This is a genomic window from Brevibacillus gelatini, assembly GCF_003710935.1.
GTDB classification, from domain to species: Bacteria; Bacillota; Bacilli; order Brevibacillales; family Brevibacillaceae; genus Brevibacillus; species Brevibacillus gelatini.
Genome location: NZ_RHHS01000005.1, coordinates 79,248 through 100,344, shown reverse-complemented (window position 1 = coordinate 100,344; position 21,097 = coordinate 79,248). Strand labels below are relative to the sequence as shown.

Genomic DNA, 21,097 nt, shown 5'->3' with positions numbered 1-21,097 from the left:
CGTCCATTAATTGATTCTCGGGGAGAGTGGAACGATGGAAACCGAAGTGTATCGTCCGCAAAACAAGGTTCGCTTCGTGACCGCTGCCAGCTTGTACGACGGTCACGACGCCTCGATCAATATCATGCGTCGTATTTTGCAGTCTTCGGGAGTGGAAGTGATCCATCTCGGACACAACCGCTCTGTCGATGACATTGTGACCGCCGCCATTCAGGAGGATGTGCAAGGCATTGCCATCAGCTCCTACCAGGGCGGCCATGTGGAATTTTTCAAATACGTGATTGATCTTTTGCGCGAACGGGGAGCTGAGCATATCCGCGTCTTCGGAGGCGGTGGCGGGGTCATCGTTCCACGCGAGATCCGGGAGCTGGAGGAATACGGCGTTTGTAAAATTTACTCGCCGGATGACGGCAGACGCCTGGGCTTACAAGGCATGATTAACGACATGATTCGGCACTGCGATTTTCCGACAGTCAAGCAACTGGAAAACGAAGTGGCCGGCCTGCGCGAGCAAAATCACCAGGCGATTGCCCGCCTGATCTCTGTGGCGGAGTATGCTGTCGAACAGCCGGAGTGGCGGGAACCGCTCAAGGAATGCGTGCGGGAAGCGCAAAGCTCGATTCCGGTGCTGGGCATCACTGGCACGGGGGGAGCGGGGAAAAGCTCGCTGACGGATGAGCTTGTACGCCGATTTTTGCGCTTTTATCCGGAAAAGACGGTCGCGATTTTGTCTGTCGATCCGTCCAAGCAAAAAACGGGCGGAGCGCTTTTGGGCGACCGTATCCGCATGAATGCCAACAACACCCCGCGCGTTTACATGCGCAGTCTGGCTACCAGAAAGTCCGGCATGGAGCTGTCTGCCGCTTTGAAGGACGCGATCCAGGTTACTCGTGCGGCTCATTTTGATTTCATCATCGTAGAAACGAGCGGGATCGGTCAGGGCGATGCGCAAGTGACCGAAGTGTGTGACGTTTCCATGTACGTCATGACCAGCGAGTTCGGAGCGCCGTCCCAGCTGGAAAAAATCGACATGCTCGATTTTGCCGACGTGATCGCGATCAACAAATTTGAGCGAAAAGGCTCGGAGGATGCGTTGCGCGAGGTGCGCAAGCAGTACCGCCGCAACCATCAGCTGTTTGATCTGCCTGACGAAAAAGTTCCTGTGTACGGAACGATTGCCAGCCAGTTCAACGATCCGGGGACAAATGTTCTGTTTGCCGCTCTGATGCATAAAATTGTAGAAAAGACAGGCGTGGATTGGTCTGTAGAGAACCTGGATACCACTCCGGTAAAAATTCATAAAACTTCGTTGATTCCGACGGAAAGAACCAACTACTTGCAGGAAATCGCCAACACAGTCCGCCAATACCGGGCGTATACCGAAGAACAGTCTGCCATCGCCCGCAAGCTGTATCAGCTGCACGGCGCCAAGGAGACGTTGCTCGCTGCGCAGGAAGAGGCAGCGACAGAGCTGGTTGCCGTGCTCGACAAGCAGATCAAGCTGTTTGAGGAGAAGCTGCATCCCGAGTGCCGCCGGATTCTCGACAACTGGCCAAAGCTCAAGGAAGCGTACCGGAAGGACCAGTTTGTCACGAAAATCCGCGACAAGGAAATCGTCACGAAGCTGTTCACCGAATCGCTGTCGGGTACACGCATTCCGAAAGTAGCGGTGCCGGATTTCGAAGACTGGGGCGAGATTTTGAAATGGTCGCTGAAGGAAAACGTGCCGGGCGAATTCCCGTACACAGCAGGCGTGTTCCCGTTCAAGCGGGAGGGCGAAGATCCGAAGCGGCAGTTTGCCGGCGAAGGCACGCCTGAGCGCACGAACCGACGCTTCCATTTCCTTTCGCAAAACGACGAGGCGAAGCGGCTCAGTACAGCTTTTGACTCTGTAACCTTGTACGGCGAAGACCCGGATTACCGCCCGGACATTTACGGAAAAATCGGGACGAGCGGAGTGAGCATCTGCACGCTGGACGACATGAAGAAGCTGTACGCAGGCTTCGACCTGTGCGCGCCAAGCACATCTGTGTCGATGACGATCAACGGTCCGGCACCGATGATTTTGGCGATGTTCATGAATACCGCCATTGAGCAGCAGATCGAGAAGTTTGTCCAGCGGGAAGGCCGTCAGCCGACCGAAGAGGAAGCGAAAGAGATCAAGGCGTACACCTTGTCGACTGTTCGCGGAACCGTGCAGGCGGACATTTTGAAAGAAGACCAGGGGCAGAATACGTGCATTTTCTCGACGGAGTTTGCCCTGCGGATGATGGGCGACATTCAGCAGTATTTCATCGACAATAAAGTGCGCAACTACTACTCTGTGTCCATTTCGGGCTACCATATCGCGGAAGCGGGGGCAAACCCGATCACGCAGCTGGCGTTTACGCTGGCAAACGGCTTTACGTACGTGGAGTATTACTTGAGCAGAGGCATGCACATCGACGATTTTGCGCCGAATCTGTCGTTCTTCTTCTCCAATGGACTCGATCCGGAATATACGGTTATCGGCCGGGTGGCTCGCCGCATCTGGGCGACGGTGATAAAAAACCGCTATGGCGGCAACGAGCGCAGCCAGAAGCTGAAATACCATATCCAGACTTCCGGACGTTCCCTGCACGCGCAGGAGATGGATTTCAACGACATTCGGACGACGCTGCAAGCGCTGATCGCGATTTACGACAATTGCAACTCTCTGCATACCAATGCCTACGACGAGGCGATTACGACGCCGACAGAGAACTCTGTGCGCCGGGCTATGGCGATCCAGATGATTATCAACAAGGAAATGGGCCTCGCGAAAAACGAGAACCCGCTGCAAGGCTCGTTCATCATCAACGAGCTGACCGATCTGGTAGAAGAAGCCGTCATGCAGGAGTTTGAGCGAATCAGCTCGCGCGGCGGCGTGCTGGGAGCGATGGAGACGCAGTATCAGCGCGGCAAAATCCAGGATGAGTCGATGTACTACGAAATGAAAAAGCACACCGGCGAACTGCCGATCATCGGTGTAAACACCTTTATCAACCCGAACGCGTCCGAGGAAGATTACGAAATCGAGCTGGCGCGGGCGACAGAGGAAGAAAAGGAACAGCAGATCAACAACCTGCGCGCCTTCCAGGAGCGCAACCGCCACCTGGCGCCACAAGCCTTGCGTCGTTTGCAGGAAGTGGCGATGGCAGGCGAAAACATTTTTGCCGAGCTGATGGAGACAGTGAAGGTCGCTTCGCTTGGACAGATCAGTGCCGCTTTGTACGAGGTAGGCGGTCAGTACAGACGAAATATGTAAACGAAAAAGGGGCCTCTCCAGTAGTCGCAGCTACTTTTATGGGAGGCCCCTTCCGTTGGCTTGAGGGATGGGACAGCATTTTGCCGTGAATACCGGGGCGATGTAAGCGCGTATATTCTTCTGTCAAATATTCAAGACTATGGTAGGTGCAACTTCTTACATTAAAGTTATTATAAAAGAGGTTGACAAATGGAAGGTTTTGAATGATAATTGTTATCAAGTTAGAATTATTACATTTAATAATTCTCGAAAACAATCATGTAGGAGGATGTTCACTATGTCCCTTATCGGAAAAGAAGTATTGCCTTTCAAAGCACAAGCTTACAAAGACGGTAAATTTGTAGAAGTGACAGAAGCTGACTTTAAAGGCAAATGGAGCATCGTTTGCTTCTATCCGGCAGACTTCACATTCGTTTGCCCGACTGAGCTGGAAGATCTCCAAAACCATTACGAAACCTTTAAATCCATGGGAGCTGAAGTGTACTCCGTTTCTACAGATACTCACTTCACTCACAAAGCATGGCACGATACTTCCGAGACAATCGGCAAAATCACTTACACCATGATTGGCGACCCAACTCACACCATCTCCCGCAACTTCGATGTGCTGATTGAAGAAGAGGGACTGGCTGACCGCGGTACGTTCATCATCGACCCGGATGGTGTGATCCAGGCAATTGAAATCAACGCAGGCGGCATCGGTCGCGATGCAAGCGTTATTGTTAACAAACTGAAAGCCGCTCAATACGTGCGCAACAATCCAGGTGAAGTTTGCCCTGCGAAATGGCAAGAAGGTGCTGCTACCCTGAAGCCAAGCCTTGATCTTGTCGGCAAGATCTAAGGAGTGGGATCAATGATACTGGACGCAGATATAAAAGCACAACTAGAGCAATATCTTCAGCTGATGGAAGGCGAAGTGCTGCTGAAATACAGTGCAGGCTCCGATAGCGTTTCCCGTGACATGCTGCTTCTCCTTGAAGAACTGGCAAACATGTCGCAGAAAATCAAGCTTGAAGAAGCCTCCATGCAGCGTACACCAAGCTTTAGTGTCAATCGTGTCGGTGAAGATACCGGAGTAACTTTTGCAGGCGTACCATTGGGGCATGAATTCACTTCCTTGGTGCTGGCTTTGCTGCAGGTGAGCGGTAGACCGCCAAAGGTCGACCAGCAAATCATCGATCAAGTGAAAAGTCTGCAAGGCGAATATCACTTTGAAACATATGTCAGCCTGAGCTGCCACAATTGTCCTGATGTCGTTCAAGCGCTGAACGCGATGAGTGTTCTCAATCCTGGTATTACACATACTATGATTGACGGTGCTGCGTTCAAAGAAGAAGTCGAAAGCAAAAACGTCATGGCTGTGCCAACCGTTTTCCTGAACGGGGAATCGTTCGGCAGCGGCCGGATGTCGCTCGAAGAGATTCTCGCCAAGCTGGGATCGGCTCCGGACGCATCCGAATTTGCGAACAAAGAGCCATACGATGTGCTCGTCATCGGCGGGGGCCCATCTGGAGCAAGTGCTGCCATCTACGCGGCGCGCAAAGGCATTCGCACCGGTATTGTAGCTGAACGCTTCGGCGGTCAGATCATGGACACTCTGGGTATTGAAAACTTTATCAGTGTAAAATACACCGAAGGTCCGAAACTCGCAGCAAGTCTGGAAGAGCATGTCAAAGAGTACAATGTCGATGTCATGAATTTGCAGCGTGCCAAGCGTCTGGAGAAGAAGGACTTGATCGAAATCGAACTGGAAAACGGTGCTGTTCTCAAGAGCAAGGCCGTTATCCTTTCGACAGGTGCCCGCTGGCGCAATGTAGGCGTTCCTGGCGAGGCCGAATTCAAAAACAAAGGCGTGGCGTACTGCCCTCACTGTGACGGTCCGCTGTTCGCCGGCAAACGCGTTGCCGTCATTGGCGGCGGCAACTCCGGCGTGGAAGCAGCCATCGATCTCGCGGGCATTGTCAACCACGTCACGGTTCTTGAATTTGCTGCAGAGCTGAAAGCCGACTCTGTTTTGCAAGATCGTCTGCGCAGCTTGCCAAACGTAACGGTTATTACGAATGCACAAACGACGGAAATCACCGGTACCGACAAGGTAAACGGAATTTCCTACAAGGACCGGGAGACTGGAGCGGTTCACCACATTGAACTGGAAGGCGTGTTTGTCCAGATTGGTCTTGTGCCCAATACGGATTGGCTGGGAGATACAGTCGAACGCAACAAAATGGGCGAGATCATCGTCGATAAACACGGTGCCACTTCCGTCCCTGGTGTATTTGCTGCCGGCGACTGCACGAACAGTCCGTACAAGCAGATCATTATTTCGATGGGATCAGGTGCAACAGCAGCCCTGGGTGCATTTGATTATCTAATCCGAAACTAATGAACAAAAAAGAGCCGCTTTGCTATCCATATGGTAGCGAGGCGGCTTTCTTTTTGAACGGTCAGGTGATCGTCTGCAATTAATGGACCTTCTCTTGTTTGAAAGCCTTGCATTTTCGTCTAAAATAAGGAATACTGTATGTTAGCCTTCGTATGTTGTACGATGTATAACGGAGGCCATCGACATTATTTATGAGTTGCCTAAGCAAAGCCTGCGTCCCCCAGCAAAGGGCGAGGTCGGTATTGAAGCCAATAGTTTTCTAATGGAAAGGACGTGCCCTGGGTGAGTCAATTGTTTGCGCATATTGATCCCGAGAAACTGAGCGAGATGGCGTTGGTTGATATTGCGTATGAAATTTTGCGTGAAACCAATCGCACATACAACTTCCGCGAGCTGATGGATGAACTGGCTATCGTTCGTAACATGACAAACGAACAACTCATGGCTATCATCGCGCAAGTATACACTGAGATTAATATTGACGGCCGTTTTGTGTGCCTTGGAGACAACGTGTGGGGACTGAAACGCTGGTATCCGACTGACACCGTTGAAGAAACTCAGGAAGGCGGCGGAACCAAGAAGAAGAAAGTTATCCTGGACGACGACTTCGACGATTACGATACCGAAGACGAAAGTGTGGAAGACTACGAGGATGACGACGTGGTCATTTTCGAAGACGAAGAAGAATTCGTTGATGACGCAGATATTGATGATGATGAGATTGATGCTGAAATTGACGAAGAAGAACTCGAAGACGAGGAAGACGACCTGTTCGACGAGGAGCTCGAAGACGAGGAAGTTGACGAAGATCTGGAAGATGAAGAGGATGACGTTTAAGTCCTTGACTTCCGCCTGACGGACAGATAAAATACTCCTTGGGCTTCACATGAAGAAGGATTAAATAAGGGAAACTATAAAACAAAAGTGCCCCTACCCCATTGCCAAAAGGGATAGGACTCGCTTTTGTTTTTCTTTTTTTTGGGAGCCGTCTTCATACGTTTTTTACTACTACCAAAGGGTTAGGGAAAGAGGGGACGTTTACGATGACGAAGTATATTTTTGTGACAGGCGGGGTCGTATCCTCGTTGGGAAAAGGAATTACAGCGGCTTCTCTGGGCCGACTCCTGAAAAATAGGGGCTTGAAAGTAACCATCCAGAAATGCGATCCATACATCAACGTAGACCCAGGAACAATGAGCCCGTATCAGCACGGGGAAGTGTTCGTCACGGACGATGGAGCGGAAACAGATCTGGACTTGGGGCACTACGAGCGTTTCATCGACATCAACCTGAGCGCCAACTCTAACGTAACGACCGGGAAAATCTATTCGACCGTCATCGCCAAAGAACGTCGCGGAGATTATTTGGGAGGAACCGTTCAGGTGATCCCGCACATCACGAACGAGATTAAAGACCGGATTTTCCGCGCTGGCCGTGAAACCGGGGCAGATGTGGTTATCACCGAAATCGGCGGAACAGTAGGGGACATCGAAAGCTTGCCGTTCCTCGAAGCGATCCGTCAAATCAAGAGCGATATTGGCCGCGAAAACGTCATGTACATTCACGTGACGCTGGTTCCTTACATCAAGGCAGCAGGCGAGATGAAGACAAAGCCGACCCAGCACAGCGTGAAGGAACTGCGCAGCCTGGGCATTCAGCCAACAGTGATCGTGACTCGTACCGAACAGCCAATGACCCAGGAAATGAAGGACAAGCTGGCGCTGTTCTGTGACATCGACAAAAACGCAGTGGTAGAGTGCGTAGATGCGGAAACTCTCTACGATGTACCGCTGCAACTGCAAGCACAAGGTCTGGACGAGTACGTTTGCCGCCACCTCGGCCTGACTTGTCAGGAAGCGGACATGACCGAGTGGAAGTCGCTGGTAAATAAAATCAAGAACCTGTCCAAGACAACTACAATCGCGATTGTCGGGAAATACGTGGAGCTGCACGACGCGTATTTGTCCGTAGCAGAAGCGCTGTACCATGGCGGTTTTGCGAATGATTCCAAAGTGGAAATCAAATGGGTGCACGCAGAAGAAGTGACGCCGGAAAACGTAGGCGAACTGCTGGGCGATGTAAACGGCATTCTCGTTCCAGGCGGCTTCGGCGATCGCGGTATCGAAGGCAAAATTATCGCTACGCGCTATGCTCGTGAAAACAAAGTGCCATTTTTGGGCATCTGCCTTGGTATGCAAATTGCGGTTATCGAGTTTGCCCGCCACGTGGCAGGATTGGACGGCGCGAACAGCTCCGAGATCGACCCGAATACCGCTTATCCGGTCATCGACCTTTTGCCGGAACAAAAAGAAATCGAGGACAAAGGCGGAACCATGCGCCTTGGCATCGGTCCTTCCAAAGTGGAACCTGGCACGCTGACCGAAGCTGCATACGGCAGCACACTCGTTTACGAGCGTCATCGTCATCGTTATGAATTCAATAACGAATATCGCGAGCAATTGGCGCAACTGGGCCTGCGCTTTGCGGGTACGACCCCGGACGGACGTCTGGTGGAAATCGTGGAAGTGCCAGACCACCCTTGGTTTGTGGCTACCCAGTTCCATCCGGAGTTCACTTCCCGTCCGAACCGTCCGCAGCCATTGTTCCGTGAGTTTGTCAAAGCTTCCCTGAACCTGAAAAAATAAGCGACACAGCAAGACGCACCGGCGACTGAAACCGCCGTCGGTGCGTCTTGTTTCGTTTCCTGCCTTTTTCAGTGAAAAAGCGGAGACAGCCAGGCTACCCAGTAGGCTGCCGGAACGAGCAGGAACTGGGCGAGAAGCGTCCCGCAAAAACGGGAAATCATCAGCCACAAATACATGTCCCGAATCGATTCCTGCGTCGCTTTTCCCTGCATGGCTTTTTCGGTCAACAGGGCCACCTGCGGGTCTACGAGAATCGTCATGAAAATCGTGGCGAAGCCGTTAATCATGCCGGAGGACATCAGCACGGTTGCCTTGTATTCAGGGACCAGCAGTGTCGCGTAGAGCACGGAGAGTACGCTGCTCGTGTAAATGGCTGTTCCCAGGCAATTGAGCAGCAGGAGGCGCTTCGGGATGCCTTTGATGCGAAAGCGGGAGATGGCTTGCCAGCTTGGGATTCGCAAGTGGTGGCGAACGCGGCGGATGCTGTCAATGGTGACGGCTGTGCGCAGCATCTGCGGAATCGAGCCGGCCAGTTCGAGATGCGAGATGACTCGACTGGAAATTTGGACAAACGAGGGAAACAGCAGGATGGCCGCCAGTGTGCCGACAGAGGAAGCTGCTATAATCACATGCAGCTGCCAGCTGGGGTCTGTGTGCAGGATGGCGGCTTGATCCATCAGCCCCCCGGTGAACGGCCCCTGAATCAGGTTGGAGGTGCGGGAGAGCAGCAGCGTGACGCCGACGAGCGACAGGGCGACGGCGATTCTCCCGGTCTTGACTCCTGCGAAGCGAATCGCATAGGAAAGTGTCTCTGTCGTATGGATAATAAACGTCAACAGGCAGATCAACCAGAGCGCATCCATATGTTTGTTAGCTCCTTGCATGATGCAAAAATAGTATCCCTATTATAATCGAAATGGACATAACGAGAAATTTTCAACAGTAAATACGTAAAATGTGCAGGAGTTTCCTGATTTTAGGCGAAAACTTTTTCATTAGGTTAAGGAAACGATTCGTCAAGGGGGACTAACCGTGTTCGACAAACAAGATAAAAAGGTGCTGGTTGTCGATGACCAGTATGGCATTCGCATTTTGTTGTATGAAGTGCTGGGAAAGGAAGGCTACAAAACCTTCCAGGCAGCAAACGGGAAAATGGCCCTGGAAATTGTAGAAAAAGAATCGCCTGATCTGGTCATTCTCGACATGAAGATTCCAGGCATGGACGGCATTGAGATTTTGAAGCACATTAAAAAGATCAATCAGGACATCAAGGTCATCATGATGACCGCTTACGGAGAACTGGACATGATTAAGGAAGCGACCCAACTGGGAGCGTTGACCCATTTTACCAAGCCGTTTGACATCGACGAACTGCGAATGGCCGTACAGCAGCAACTGGCCTGCTAGTCTTTTGGCAACGTATACGTGGGGATAAGCGTACCTGTTAACAAACGCCTGTCTGTGATATAATAAGCCTCGTGATTTGAAGCTAGCAGAGGAGGATTTACCAGATGCCATTGGTACCTATGACCGCTTTTACCGAAGACGTCAAATTGCATAAATACGCCGTCGGACAATTTAACCTGAACAATCTGGAGTTTACGCAAGCGATTACGGAAGCTGCGATGGAAGAAAAATCGCCTGTGATTTTTGGTGTTTCCGAGGGAGCACTCAAATACATGGGACTGGATTACACGGTAGCCATTGCAAAAGCGGCGGCTGAGCGCGCAGGAGTACCGGTTGCCCTGCACCTCGATCATGGCAGCAACTTTGATATTGTCATGAAGTGCATTCGCGCAGGATTTTCTTCTGTCATGTTCGATGGTTCCCATCATTCGTTTGAAGATAACCTTCGCTTGACCAAACAGGTTGTTGAGGCTGCTCACGCTGTTGGCGTTTCTGTAGAAGGTGAGCTCGGTACCATCGGCGGGGTAGAGGACGACCTGTCTGTTGACGAGGAAGATGCTACGCTGGCAAACCCTGAGGAAGCAATCCGCTTCTGGGAAGAAACAAAAGTAGACTACCTGGCGATTGCAGTGGGAACAGCTCACGGCATGTACAAAGGCGTGCCAAAAATCCGCTACGACATCATCGAAAAAGTAGCAAGCAACATTGGAGCGCCAATCGTTCTGCACGGTGGTTCCGGTGTACCGGACGAAGCGATTGTAGAATCGATCCGCCTGGGTGTCGGAAAAATCAACGTAAATACCGAAAGCCAAGTCGCATGCACCGAAACGGTTCGCAAAGTGCTGGCTGCGAAGCCGAACGAAATCGACCCGCGCAAATACCTGGGCCCTGCTCGCGACGCGATCAAGGAAGTTGTCAAAGGAAAAATGCGTCTGTTCGGCAGCAGCAACCGCGCGTAACTAGGAGGCTAATCATGCGTTTTTTGATTGATACAGCTAACGTTGAAGAAATTCGCGAGATTCACGAGTGGGGAGTCCTGGCCGGAGTAACCACGAATCCTTCCCTGGTTGCCAAGGAAGGCCGCGACTTCATCGAGACATTGAAGGAAATCATCGACATCGTTGACGGTCCGATCAGCGCCGAAGTCATCAGCACGGATGCAAAAGGCATGATCGAAGAGGGCGAAAAGCTCGCTTCCCTCTCGAAAAACATCGTCATCAAGCTGCCGATGACTGCCGAAGGTTTGAAGGCGACCAAGTATTTTGCCAAGCGCAAAATCAGAACAAATGTCACGCTGGTGTTTTCCGCAAACCAGGCGCTGCTCGCGGCGCGTGCCGGAGCCAGCTTCGTGTCCCCGTTCCTGGGACGCCTTGACGATATTGGACACGACGGCATGCAGTTGATCGAAGACATTGCAGAGATTTTCTCTGTGCATGGCATCGAAACCGAAATCATCGCAGCATCTGTTCGTCACCCTGTGCATGTGACAGAAGCTGCTCGCCGTGGTGCACACTTCGCGACCATTCCGGCAAAAGTGTTCAAGCAGCTGATTGCCCATCCGCTGACAGACAGCGGCCTGGAGAAATTCCTCGCTGACTGGGCAAGCATGCAAAAATAAGGACAAGTACCGAGAGTTCAAGCACCTTTTCCATTGGGGAAGGTGCTTCTTTCCCGATTACACCTGAGGAGAGCGATGCATGGATAAGCTGATTATCAATGGTGGAAAACCGCTCGCGGGGACGGTAACCATCAGCGGAGCCAAAAACAGCGCAGTCGCACTGATTCCAGCCGCGTTGCTGGCAGATGGACCTGTAGTGATTGAAAATCTGCCCCGTATTCAGGATGTAGAAATTTACCACGGGCTTCTGAAGGAAATGGGAGCTGACGTACTGTTCGAAGATGACTGGATGGAAATCGACGGGCGCTCGATGAAGCTGATGCTCATGCCAAACGGCAAGATTAAAAAGCTGCGCGCCTCTTACTATTTGTGGGGGGCCTTGCTCGCCAAGTTCGGCGAGGCACAGGTCGGACTGCCTGGCGGCTGCGATCTTGGCCCAAGACCAGTCGATTTGCATATCAAAGGCTTTGAGGCGATGGGGGCCGAGGTCGAGAACAAAAACGGGGTAATGACCATCCGCGCCAAGCAAGGTCGTCTAAAGGGCGCGAGAATTTACCTCGACCTCGTCAGCGTCGGAGCTACGATTAACATCATGCTCGCTGCCTCCAGGGCAGACGGCGTGACCATCATTGAAAACGCTGCCCGTGAGCCAGAGATCGTCGATGTGGCGACACTGCTCAACAATATGGGAGCAAACATCAAAGGCGCTGGAACGGATGTCATTCGCATCCAGGGCGTGGAGCGTCTGCGCGGCTGTCGCCATACCATTATTCCTGACCGGATTGAGGCCGGGACGTACATGATTGCGGCAGCGGCGACAAACGGCAATGTACTGGTTGAAAACGTGATCCCCAAGCACCTGGAGTCGCTGACTGCCAAGCTGCGCGAGATTGGCGCGGAAGTGGTGGAGATGGATGACTGCATTCAGGTGATCGGGCGGGATTCCTATCGCCCGATTGATGTGAAAACGAGTCCGTATCCTGGTTTTCCTACTGATTTGCAGCAGCCGATCACGACGCTGCTTACCCTTGCCAAAGGATCGAGCATCGTGACGGACAACATTTACAGCTCGCGTTTTCGTCATGTAGATGAATTGCGGCGCATGGGAGCGACGCTCAAGGTAGAGGGACGCTCCGCTGTCATCGAAGGCGGAAGCAAGCTGAACGGAGCCAAGGTGGTAGCTTCCGATCTGCGGGCCGGCGCAGCGCTTTTTATCGCAGGGCTGGCGACAAACGGCACGACAGAACTGGAAGGTCTGGAACACATTGACCGCGGCTATGAGAATTTGGTGGGCAAGCTGCAAATGCTGGGTGCCGACGTGACGCGGGTAGGCTTGCAGCATACGGAAAGCCCACAGCGTTAACCAATCATCAGGAGAGGAGTCTTCCAGAATGGAACGCAGTTTAACACTTGAACTGGTACGTGTAACTGAAGCGGCTGCTTTGGCTTCCGCCCGTTGGATGGGACTTGGGCGCAAAGATGAGGCCGACGACGCGGCGACGACCGCGATGCGCAAGGAATTTGAAAAAGTGCCGATGGATGGCGTAGTCGTGATCGGAGAAGGCGAAATGGATGAAGCGCCGATGCTCTATATCGGCGAGCGTCTCGGCCAAGGGGTAGCGCCGGCAGTAGACGTGGCTGTCGACCCGCTGGAAGGAACGAATATCCTGGCAAAAGGTACATGGGGCGCCATTTCTGTGATTGCCATTGCGGACCGTGGAAATTTGCTGCATGCTCCGGACATGTATATGGAAAAAATGGCAGTAGGGCCAAAAGCGGTGGGCAAGGTCGACATCAACGCGCCCATTCGCGACAACCTGAAAGCTGTTGCGGCGGCACAGGGCAAAGACATCAGCGACCTGGTAGCGATCGTGCTTGATCGGGATCGCCATTCCCGCATCATTCACGAGATTCGTGAAGCCGGTGCCCGCATTCGCCTCATTTCCGACGGGGACGTGGCGGCTGCGATCAACACGGCATTCCCGGATACAGGTGTAGACATTTTGTTCGGCTCCGGTGGAGCGCCAGAAGGTGTATTGGCTGCAGTTGCATTGAAATGCCTTGGCGGGGAAATTCAGGGCAAGCTGTTGCCGCAAAACGAAGAAGAAATCCAGCGTTGTGTCCAGATGGGTCTTAGCAACCCGCACCAGGTGCTGTTTATGGATGATTTGGTCAAGGGCGACGATGCCATTTTTGCGGCAACGGGCGTAACAGACGGGGAATTGTTGAAAGGGGTTCGCTTCCAGGGAACTCGTGCGACTACCCACTCTGTCGTCATGCGGGCAAAAACGGGGACGGTACGCTTCATTGAAGGAAACCACCGCCTGGAACGCAAACCGTCACTCGGTTTGTAGGAAAACGAACAACTCGGTTTAAACATGATTTCCAAGAGTAAAAAAAGAGTGGTGGACGTATGTTACTTTCTGAACTAGAAGAGAAGAAACTGACCGATCTCTATAAGCTGGCCAAGGAGTATCATATCCCGTACTACGCCCAGCTGAAGAAGAAGGAATTGATCTTCGCGATCCTTCGGGCACGGGCGGAGCGGGATGGCCTGATGTTTATGGAAGGAGTGCTGGAAATCTTGCCGGAGGGCTACGGCTTCCTCCGTCCGATTAACTATCTCCCCAGCTCGGAAGACATCTACATCTCCCAGTCGCAGATTCGCCGTTTTGATTTGCGCATGGGGGATGTGGTGTCAGGCAAGGCCAGACCTCCCAAGGAAAACGAGCGTTATTTTGGACTGTTGCAAGTGGAAGCAGTGAACGGAGAAGACCCGGAGGCTGCTTCAGAGCGTCTTCACTACCCCGCCCTAACACCGCTATATCCTCAAACCAAGCTTGTGCTGGAGACTGCTCCTGAGCGTGTTTCCACCCGCCTGATGGATCTTATTGCCCCTGTTGGACTGGGACAACGTGGATTGATTGTCGCTCCGCCAAAAGCGGGAAAAACCATGCTCCTGAAAGAGATTGCCAACAGTATTACGGAAAGCCGACCGGATATTCATCTGTTTGTGCTGCTCATCGACGAGCGTCCGGAAGAGGTTACGGATATGCAGCGTTCTGTCAAAGGAGAGGTTGTCGCCTCCACGTTTGACGAATTGCCGGAGAATCACATCAAGGTGGCTGAGCTTGTATTGGAGCGGGCTAAGCGTCTGGTTGAGCACAAAAAGGATGTCGTCATCCTGCTCGATTCGATTACCCGTCTCGCTCGCGCCTACAACCTGGTCATTCCTCCGAGCGGCCGGACGTTGTCTGGCGGTATCGATCCGGCGGCGTTTCACCGTCCGAAACGCTTTTTCGGTTCGGCGCGCAACATCGAAGAGGGCGGCAGCCTGACGATCCTGGCTACGGCTCTGGTCGAAACCGGCTCGCGCATGGACGATGTGATCTACGAGGAGTTCAAGGGAACGGGGAACATGGAGCTGCATCTGGATCGCAAGCTGGCAGAGCGCCGGATCTTCCCGGCGATCGACATTCGCCGTTCGGGAACGCGCCGCGAAGAAATGCTGCTGACCAAAGAAGAACTGGATAAGCTGTGGATGATCCGCAAAAACATGAACGAAACGAGTGATTTTGTCGATTCGTTCATCAAAAAGCTGGCGGACACGAAAACAAACGAAGAATTTTTGCAGACCCTGGAAAGCAAGCAGCAAGGCCGGGGGAAAACGGCAGGTACGACGGTGAGCTCATGACTCGCCGTCATTTTTTTTGCCCGTTTTGCATACCGTAAGGAGAGTTGGAAGAGAGGGAGGAGAGAGTCAGTGGAGTACGTGCAGGTTCCCGTGCCCATCGAGAGCCACGCGGAAGTGAAAAAGGCTGTCGTGGAGCAAGCGTTGTTTCAGGCGTTCAATCCGTACGCGAGTTTGACAAAGCAAGCGCCTGCTGCCAAAAGCAATACGATGGTGTACGCAGTGCGCCAGGGCGACACTCTTTCCGGAATTGCCGAGCGCTACGGCCTTACGCTGAAAAAGCTGGTGGAGACAAACAAAATCAGCAATCCGCACCTGCTTTCCGTCGGAATGAAGCTGATTATTGCCAAAGACGAAGTGGCACATATGGTCAAACGGGGTGAAACACTCGATTACATTGCGAGAAGATACGGAGTCAGTCGCGAACTGCTCCTGGAACGCAACCCGCTTTTGAAATGGCTGTCGGACAACCTGTACGTCGGACAGGTTGTGTACATCCCTGTTACCGGAGGGCCGCCGATGCAGGCAGAGGAGCTGCAGCAAAAGCGAAACACAGCCCAGGCGGCAAGCAGGCAGGCCGTGGCGCGGATTCGCGGCCGATTGGATTGGCCTGTGGAAAAAGCGACGATTACAAGCGGCTTTGGAACACGCTGGGGCAAAATGCACAAAGGCGTAGATTTGTGGAACGAGCAGGAAGCCAAAACGCCGATTTTGGCAGCGAAGGCAGGGAAGGTGGTCGAGGCGGGAGCCAATCGGTCCGGGTACGGGCGCATGGTCGTCCTGGACCACGGAGACGGCCTGCAAACCTTTTACGCCCATATGCGCACGATTGTGGTCACGCCCGGCCAGAGCGTAGAGGCGGGCGACATACTCGGATACATGGGCCAGACAGGCGACTCCACCGGGTATCACCTGCATTTTGAAGTCAGGCAGGACGATGTGCCGGTAAACCCGCTCCCGTATCTTGGCAGATAACCCTGCACAATTTACATTGCTTTTTCAATGCGTTACAATGGGCAAAGCAAAGAAGCGAGGCGATTTTCCCATGTATTTAGTGTACGCAGATGAAAAGGGCAATGTTTACGACCACCCGGGATTGTTCGCGGTGGCGCGCAACGGCGATATATTGACAGAAATTCTGGAAGAAGAACTGATCCCGCTGCCGGAAGGGGCGACGCTGGTCAGCCTGCCGGATACAGTGCCGATCGGGATGGACCCGGAAACGGGTGAAATGATTAAGCTGGACGGCTGTACAGCGGTCGGGGCGCTCGTTCCGCAAGGGATTACCCGACTCTTGCTTCCAGGTTATGTAAAAACAAACAAGGAAAGCAAGCTGCCGCTGTTCGGGTATTCGGCAGTCGTTTGGAAAGACGACCGCTTTTGGGTAGCAGGCAGAGCGAGCGACGACATCTACAAGTGGGACCCGCTGAATTTCCCGATGGATGAGCTGCGCCAGCGAGTGGAAAAGACGTTGGAGCTGTTCCCGAACAACCGGATCTTGAGACACTTGTCGCACTGTGCCCTGGAGTACGAGTGCTTGACTGCCTCCAATAACTTTTTCAACCGCTGGGAAGGCAGCCTGCCTGTATCCTACACCTGTAATGCCGGTTGCTACGGCTGTATTTCCGAGCAACCAGACGACAGTGGATTCCCGTCCCCGCAGACGCGGATGAATTTCAAGCCGACAGAGGACGAGCTGGTGGAGGTCATGCTGCACCATTTGCAGACGCCGGAGAGCATTATCAGCTTCGGGCAGGGCTGTGAAGGCGAGCCGTCGACCATGGCCGGGATCATCGTTCCGGCGATGCGTCGTGTGCGGGCGACGACCGACATGGGCTATATCAACATCAATACAAACGCAGGCTTGACCGACCATATCAAAGGAATTGTCGATGCCGGGCTGGATTTGATGCGCATCAGCATCATCAGCGCAATTGACGAGCATTACAATGCCTACTACCGCCCGCGCAACTACACGCTGGAAAACGTAGCGCGATCTGCGGAATACGCGGCCTCCAAGGGCGTGTACACCTCGATCAACTACTTGTGCTTCCCGGGTGTTTTTGACCGCGAAGAAGAAATGGAAGCGATGATTAACTTCATCCGCCGCACAGGCATCAAGCTGATTCAGCTGCGCAACCTGAACATTGATCCGGAAAGCTATCTGGCGATGATACCAAAAGCGCAGGGCGAAGTCTTCGGCATGAAGCAGGCGATTGAAATCTATCAGGAGGAGCTGCCGGATGTGGTGATCGGATCGTTTACGCACATACCGCCAGCAGAGCTGCGCCGCAGGAAAAATAAGGACTGAGCAGGCAACCTGTTGCATTTCGGCTGACAGCATGCTACTATCTTGTATGTGTGTTTATATAACTCTGTTTCGGCAAACGATTCAGGGCGAAAAGAGGTGTAGCGCGATGAAACAAGGTATTCATCCACAGTACAATGTAGTAACCGTTACATGTGCATGCGGTAACGAATTTGAATCCGGTTCCGTGAAACAGGCGCTGAGAGTGGAGATCTGCTCCAACTGCCATCCTTTCTTCACCGGAAAACAAAAATTCGTAGATGCTGGCGGCCGTGTAGACCGTTTCAAACGCAAATACAATCTGTCCTAATCAGACAGGATTGGAGCAACCAGGTAGAGCGATCTGCCTGGTTTTGTCTTTTTCCGGGGCATGTGCAGGAAAAATGAATTCGCTTGAGGCAAAGGGAGATGGAGACGTGGCACAATTATATTTTCGTTACGGGGCGATGAATGCCTCCAAATCCATTCAGTTGCTGACTGTCGCTCACAACTATGAGCAATCGGGTAAAAAAGTAGTAGTGTTCACGCCAGCCGTCGATGACCGGTACGGGGTGGGAAAAGTAGCTTCGCGGGTAGGCATCAGCCGAGAGGCGATTCCGATCAGCGAAGAGACGAATATGTACGAAATTGTGGCAGCAGAGCCTGTAAAGCCGCACTGCGTACTGCTGGACGAGGCGCAGTTCATCAGCCGCCATCATGTGGATCAACTGGTGGCGATTGTCGATCAGTTGGGCATTCCCGTCATCGTCTACGGCTTGCTGAAAAACTTCAAGAACGAGCTTTTCCCCGGCAGTGCCGCTTTGCTCTGCGAAGCGGACAAGGTGGAAGAAATCAAGACCGTGTGCGTGTACTGCAACAAAAAAGCGACGCATATCCTCAAATTCAAGAACGGACAACCTGTCTACACCGGAGAGACGATTGAAATCGCTGGCAACGACACGTACAGCAGTGTCTGTCGCAGACATTACTACCATCCCCCGGCCAATCGCTGACCAAAATCAGCAGGAAAAAGCCACCCCTTTATGCAGGTGTGCATGAGCCTGAAAGGCGATGCGCAGACTAAGCAAAACAGGAGGTGGCTTTTTCGTGCGAATGAAGCCTTTTGGAAAATACTCGCTGACAGTGCTGGGCATGCTCGTCCTTTCCTCAGCCTTGACTGTCGGGTGTGGCCAAAACGCAGCTCAGGAGAAAGGGACCAATACACAGGCGATGGACGGGCAGCATCCGGCGGCGATCAGAGGCGAGCGCAGCGGAGATATTCTCCATCGGCCTGCTTCGCCTGCGGTGGATCGCGACACGTTGATGGGGCGCAACCAGAATCCGAACCTCATCATTGGCCAGTCCAATGTGCGCAATACGCAAATCGACATGAACAACATGGAAATGATGGCGAAGTCGGTAAAAGGAGTTGAAGACGCCCGTATCACACTGAATGGCGGCAATGCATATGTTACTCTTGACCTTGTGCATAACATTACGGCGAGTCAGGCGCGAGCGGTGGAGCAACAGGTGATCTCTCTTCTCCGGCAAAAAATCCCGCGCTATGATTTCCACGTTACCTCTAATGAAGGCTTTCACCGTTGACAGGTGACGCGAAAACGGGGATGACAAGGCTCGGCATTGCCGGGCCTGTTTTGCATCGAAAAAAGAACAAAATTCCATTGCAATAATGCGCTTTGACTTATCTTCGCTTTCCTCCTATAATTTATCTGTTATAATCGTTCTTAGTATTCTTTGCGATGGGGTGAAGTACAATGTTTGCACGCTTATCCGCAGTTGAAGAGCGTTTTGAAGAAGTAACGAATCTCCTATGTGACCCCGACGTCATCAGCGACACAAAACGCTTGCGTGAGCTGTCCAAGGAACAGGCTTCATTGGAAGAAACAGTGACGACCTACCGTGAATATAAATCAGTTGTAAGCCAAATGGATGATGCCAAAGCGATGCTGGAAGAAAAGCTCGACGATGAAATGCGTGAAATGGTCAAGCTTGAAATCAGCGAACTCACTGAGCGCAAGGAAAAGTTGGAAGAACGTCTGAAAATCCTGTTGCTGCCAAAAGATCCGAACGACGAGAAAAACGTGATCGTGGAGGTGCGCGGGGCAGCGGGCGGCGATGAAGCAGCTCTGTTTGCGGCTGTCCTGTTCCGCATGTACACCCGTTTTGCCGAGCGTCACGGCTTTAAAGTCGAGGTGCTGGAAGCAAGCCCGACAGATATTGGCGGCTACAAGGAAATCGTCTTCTCACTGTCCGGTCGCGGCGCTTACAGCAAAATGAAGTTCGAAAGCGGCGCACACCGCGTACAGCGCATCCCGGCGACCGAATCCGGCGGGCGCATCCACACTTCTACGGCTACCGTACTGGTACTGCCAGAGGCGGAAGATGTGGAAGTGGAAGTACACGAAAAAGACATTCGCATCGATACGTTCTGCTCCAGCGGTGCTGGCGGACAGAGCGTCAACACAACCAAGTCTGCCGTTCGCGTGACACACATTCCGACCGGGATCGTGGTATCCTGTCAGGATGAAAAGTCCCAGCACTCCAACAAAGACAAAGCGCTGCGTGTACTCCGCGCGCGTCTGTACGACTACTACATGCAACAGCAAAATGCGGAAGCAGATGCTACGCGCAAAAGCCTGGTCGGTACCGGTGACCGCAGCGAGCGCATCCGCACGTACAACTATCCGCAAAGCCGCGTGACCGACCACCGCATCGGTCTGACCCTGCACCGTCTGGAAGCGGTACTGGAAGGCGATCTGGATGAAGTGATCGACAACCTGATTTTGCATGAGCAGACGGAGCTGCTGAAAAGCCATGCACACACAGCTTGATTGGTCTGATGTCACGACGATTCGAGAAGCCCAGGTACGGGCTTCTTCCTTTTTGCGGGAAAAAGGGGCAAAGGACCCGCTGTTCGAGGCGGAGCTGATGATTCGCCACTGCCTGGGCTGGGACCGCACGCGCTATTTGATCTCGATGGCAGAGCCGATCTTAGCCGAGACACTGGCGAAGCTGGACGAGCTATGCCAGCGCCGCAGCAGGCACGAGCCGTTGCAGTACATGTTTGGCGAGCAGGAGTTTTTCGGGCGTGCCTTCACGGTGCGGCCAGGAGTCTTGATCCCCCGGCCGGAGACGGAAATACTCGTCGAGCAGGTACTGATTGCGGCAGCGGATATTTGGCCGGAAAACGAAGCGCTCGCCGTGGCGGACATCGGGACGGGCAGCGGAGCGATCTGCATCACGCTTGCCCTGGAGAAACCGCATTGGCAGGTGACGACGGTTGATTTGTCGCCGGATGCGATAGCGGTTGCGCGGGAAAACGCGGAACGCCTGGGCGCCGCCGTGCGCTTTTTGCAAGGCGATCTGGTCCAGCCGTTGCTTGCAGCAGGGGAGAAGGTGGATATTCTCGTCTCCAATCCGCCGTATATTCCGAGCCGGGATGTCGACGAGCTGGACGAAGAGGTTCGTCTGCATGAGCCGCGGCTCGCATTGGACGGCGGGGACGACGGGCTGGATTGCTATCGCCGTCTGTGCGAGGCGCTGCCAGCTCTGCTCAAGGAGCAGGCGGTCGTCGCTTTCGAGGTAGGCATTCATCAGGCGCGTGATGTGGCAGCTTTGATGCGGGCATCCGGCGTCATCGAGCAGGTGTGGATCGTACCGGATTTGGCGGGAATCGAGCGGGTTGTTATCGGCGTAAGGCGGTAACGGCCCGGGCGTCTCGCCTTTTTTTCGCTAAAATTGTATGAATGTTTGTGCTTT

19 protein-coding genes and 1 pseudogene are annotated in these 21,097 nt (G+C 53.0%); 18 read left to right on the top strand and 2 right to left on the bottom strand.

Annotated features, from left to right (window positions below):
• Nucleotides 1-34 precede the first annotated feature (34 nt).
• From icmF to EDM57_RS00755, 5 genes are all read left to right on the top strand, one after another.
• Nucleotides 35-3,286 (top strand): fused isobutyryl-CoA mutase/GTPase IcmF, encoded by a 3,252-nt coding sequence (icmF, locus tag EDM57_RS00775; protein WP_122902876.1) that lies wholly within the window; start codon nt 35-37, stop codon nt 3,284-3,286.
• A 277-nt stretch (nt 3,287-3,563) separates the two neighbouring features.
• Nucleotides 3,564-4,127 (top strand): alkyl hydroperoxide reductase subunit C, encoded by a 564-nt coding sequence (gene ahpC, locus EDM57_RS00770; protein ID WP_122902875.1) that lies wholly within the window; start codon nt 3,564-3,566, stop codon nt 4,125-4,127.
• A gap of 12 nt (nt 4,128-4,139) precedes the next feature.
• The gene (gene ahpF, locus EDM57_RS00765) at nt 4,140-5,669 is read left to right on the top strand and encodes an alkyl hydroperoxide reductase subunit F (RefSeq protein WP_122902874.1); all 1,530 of its coding nucleotides are present in this window, start codon (nt 4,140-4,142) and stop codon (nt 5,667-5,669) included.
• 282 nt (nt 5,670-5,951) lie between these two features.
• Complete coding sequence (gene rpoE, locus EDM57_RS00760; RefSeq protein ID WP_122902873.1) at nt 5,952-6,506, top strand: DNA-directed RNA polymerase subunit delta; 555 nt, start codon at nt 5,952-5,954, stop codon at nt 6,504-6,506.
• Between the two features lie 206 nt (nt 6,507-6,712).
• Nucleotides 6,713-8,314, top strand: a complete 1,602-nt coding sequence (locus EDM57_RS00755) for a CTP synthase (protein ID WP_122902872.1) — start codon at nt 6,713-6,715, stop codon at nt 8,312-8,314.
• On the opposite strand, the pseudogene EDM57_RS24145 reads toward EDM57_RS00755, so the two are convergent.
• Both EDM57_RS24145 and EDM57_RS00750 read right to left on the bottom strand, forming a co-directional pair.
• Nucleotides 8,286-8,375: pseudogene (locus EDM57_RS24145) on the bottom strand (hypothetical protein); the annotation flags it as partial. The gene EDM57_RS00755 and the pseudogene EDM57_RS24145 sit on opposite strands and share 29 nt — an antisense overlap.
• Before the next feature lie 7 nt (nt 8,376-8,382).
• A complete protein-coding gene (locus EDM57_RS00750) occupies nt 8,383-9,177 on the bottom strand; it encodes a lipid II flippase Amj family protein (protein ID WP_122902871.1) in 795 nt (264 codons plus the stop codon).
• Between the two features lie 169 nt (nt 9,178-9,346).
• Here EDM57_RS00750 and EDM57_RS00745 point away from each other — a divergent pair, with 169 nt between their 5' ends.
• The 13 genes from EDM57_RS00745 to prmC all read left to right on the top strand — a co-directional run bounded on the left by EDM57_RS00745 (nt 9,347) and on the right by prmC (nt 21,043).
• Nucleotides 9,347-9,721 carry a response regulator gene (locus EDM57_RS00745; protein ID WP_122902870.1) on the top strand — a complete coding sequence of 125 codons (375 nt, stop codon included), beginning with the start codon at nt 9,347-9,349 and terminating at the stop codon, nt 9,719-9,721.
• 104 nt (nt 9,722-9,825) lie between these two features.
• On the top strand, nt 9,826-10,680 hold the full coding sequence (fba, locus tag EDM57_RS00740) for a class II fructose-1,6-bisphosphate aldolase (RefSeq protein WP_122902869.1): 855 nt from the start codon (nt 9,826-9,828) through the stop codon (nt 10,678-10,680).
• Nucleotides 10,681-10,694: 14 nt separating this feature from the next.
• A complete protein-coding gene (gene fsa, locus EDM57_RS00735; protein WP_122902868.1) occupies nt 10,695-11,339 on the top strand; it encodes a fructose-6-phosphate aldolase in 645 nt (214 codons plus the stop codon).
• Nucleotides 11,340-11,418: 79 nt separating this feature from the next.
• Nucleotides 11,419-12,702 carry a UDP-N-acetylglucosamine 1-carboxyvinyltransferase gene (locus tag EDM57_RS00730; RefSeq protein WP_122902867.1) on the top strand — a complete coding sequence of 428 codons (1,284 nt, stop codon included), beginning with the start codon at nt 11,419-11,421 and terminating at the stop codon, nt 12,700-12,702.
• Nucleotides 12,703-12,730: 28 nt separating this feature from the next.
• Nucleotides 12,731-13,693, top strand: coding sequence for a class II fructose-bisphosphatase (glpX, locus tag EDM57_RS00725; protein ID WP_122902866.1), 963 nt, complete (start codon nt 12,731-12,733; stop codon nt 13,691-13,693).
• A 59-nt stretch (nt 13,694-13,752) separates the two neighbouring features.
• Nucleotides 13,753-15,033, top strand: coding sequence for a transcription termination factor Rho (rho, locus tag EDM57_RS00720; protein WP_122902865.1), 1,281 nt, complete (start codon nt 13,753-13,755; stop codon nt 15,031-15,033).
• A 69-nt stretch (nt 15,034-15,102) separates the two neighbouring features.
• Nucleotides 15,103-16,005 (top strand): M23 family metallopeptidase, encoded by a 903-nt coding sequence (locus tag EDM57_RS00715; protein WP_122902864.1) that lies wholly within the window; start codon nt 15,103-15,105, stop codon nt 16,003-16,005.
• Nucleotides 16,006-16,075: 70 nt separating this feature from the next.
• Complete coding sequence (locus tag EDM57_RS00710; protein ID WP_122902863.1) at nt 16,076-17,341, top strand: radical SAM family protein; 1,266 nt, start codon at nt 16,076-16,078, stop codon at nt 17,339-17,341.
• Between the two features lie 106 nt (nt 17,342-17,447).
• A complete protein-coding gene (rpmE, locus tag EDM57_RS00705; RefSeq protein WP_122902862.1) occupies nt 17,448-17,648 on the top strand; it encodes a 50S ribosomal protein L31 in 201 nt (66 codons plus the stop codon).
• Between the two features lie 106 nt (nt 17,649-17,754).
• A complete protein-coding gene (locus EDM57_RS00700; RefSeq protein WP_122902948.1) occupies nt 17,755-18,330 on the top strand; it encodes a thymidine kinase in 576 nt (191 codons plus the stop codon).
• A gap of 100 nt (nt 18,331-18,430) precedes the next feature.
• Complete coding sequence (locus EDM57_RS00695) at nt 18,431-18,922, top strand: sporulation protein (protein WP_122902861.1); 492 nt, start codon at nt 18,431-18,433, stop codon at nt 18,920-18,922.
• A gap of 170 nt (nt 18,923-19,092) precedes the next feature.
• Nucleotides 19,093-20,169 (top strand): peptide chain release factor 1, encoded by a 1,077-nt coding sequence (gene prfA / locus EDM57_RS00690; protein WP_122902860.1) that lies wholly within the window; start codon nt 19,093-19,095, stop codon nt 20,167-20,169.
• Nucleotides 20,153-21,043 (top strand): peptide chain release factor N(5)-glutamine methyltransferase, encoded by an 891-nt coding sequence (gene prmC, locus EDM57_RS00685; RefSeq protein WP_122902859.1) that lies wholly within the window; start codon nt 20,153-20,155, stop codon nt 21,041-21,043. The genes prfA and prmC overlap by 17 nt, the downstream gene beginning before the upstream one ends.
• The last annotated feature ends 54 nt before the right edge of the window (nt 21,044-21,097 follow it).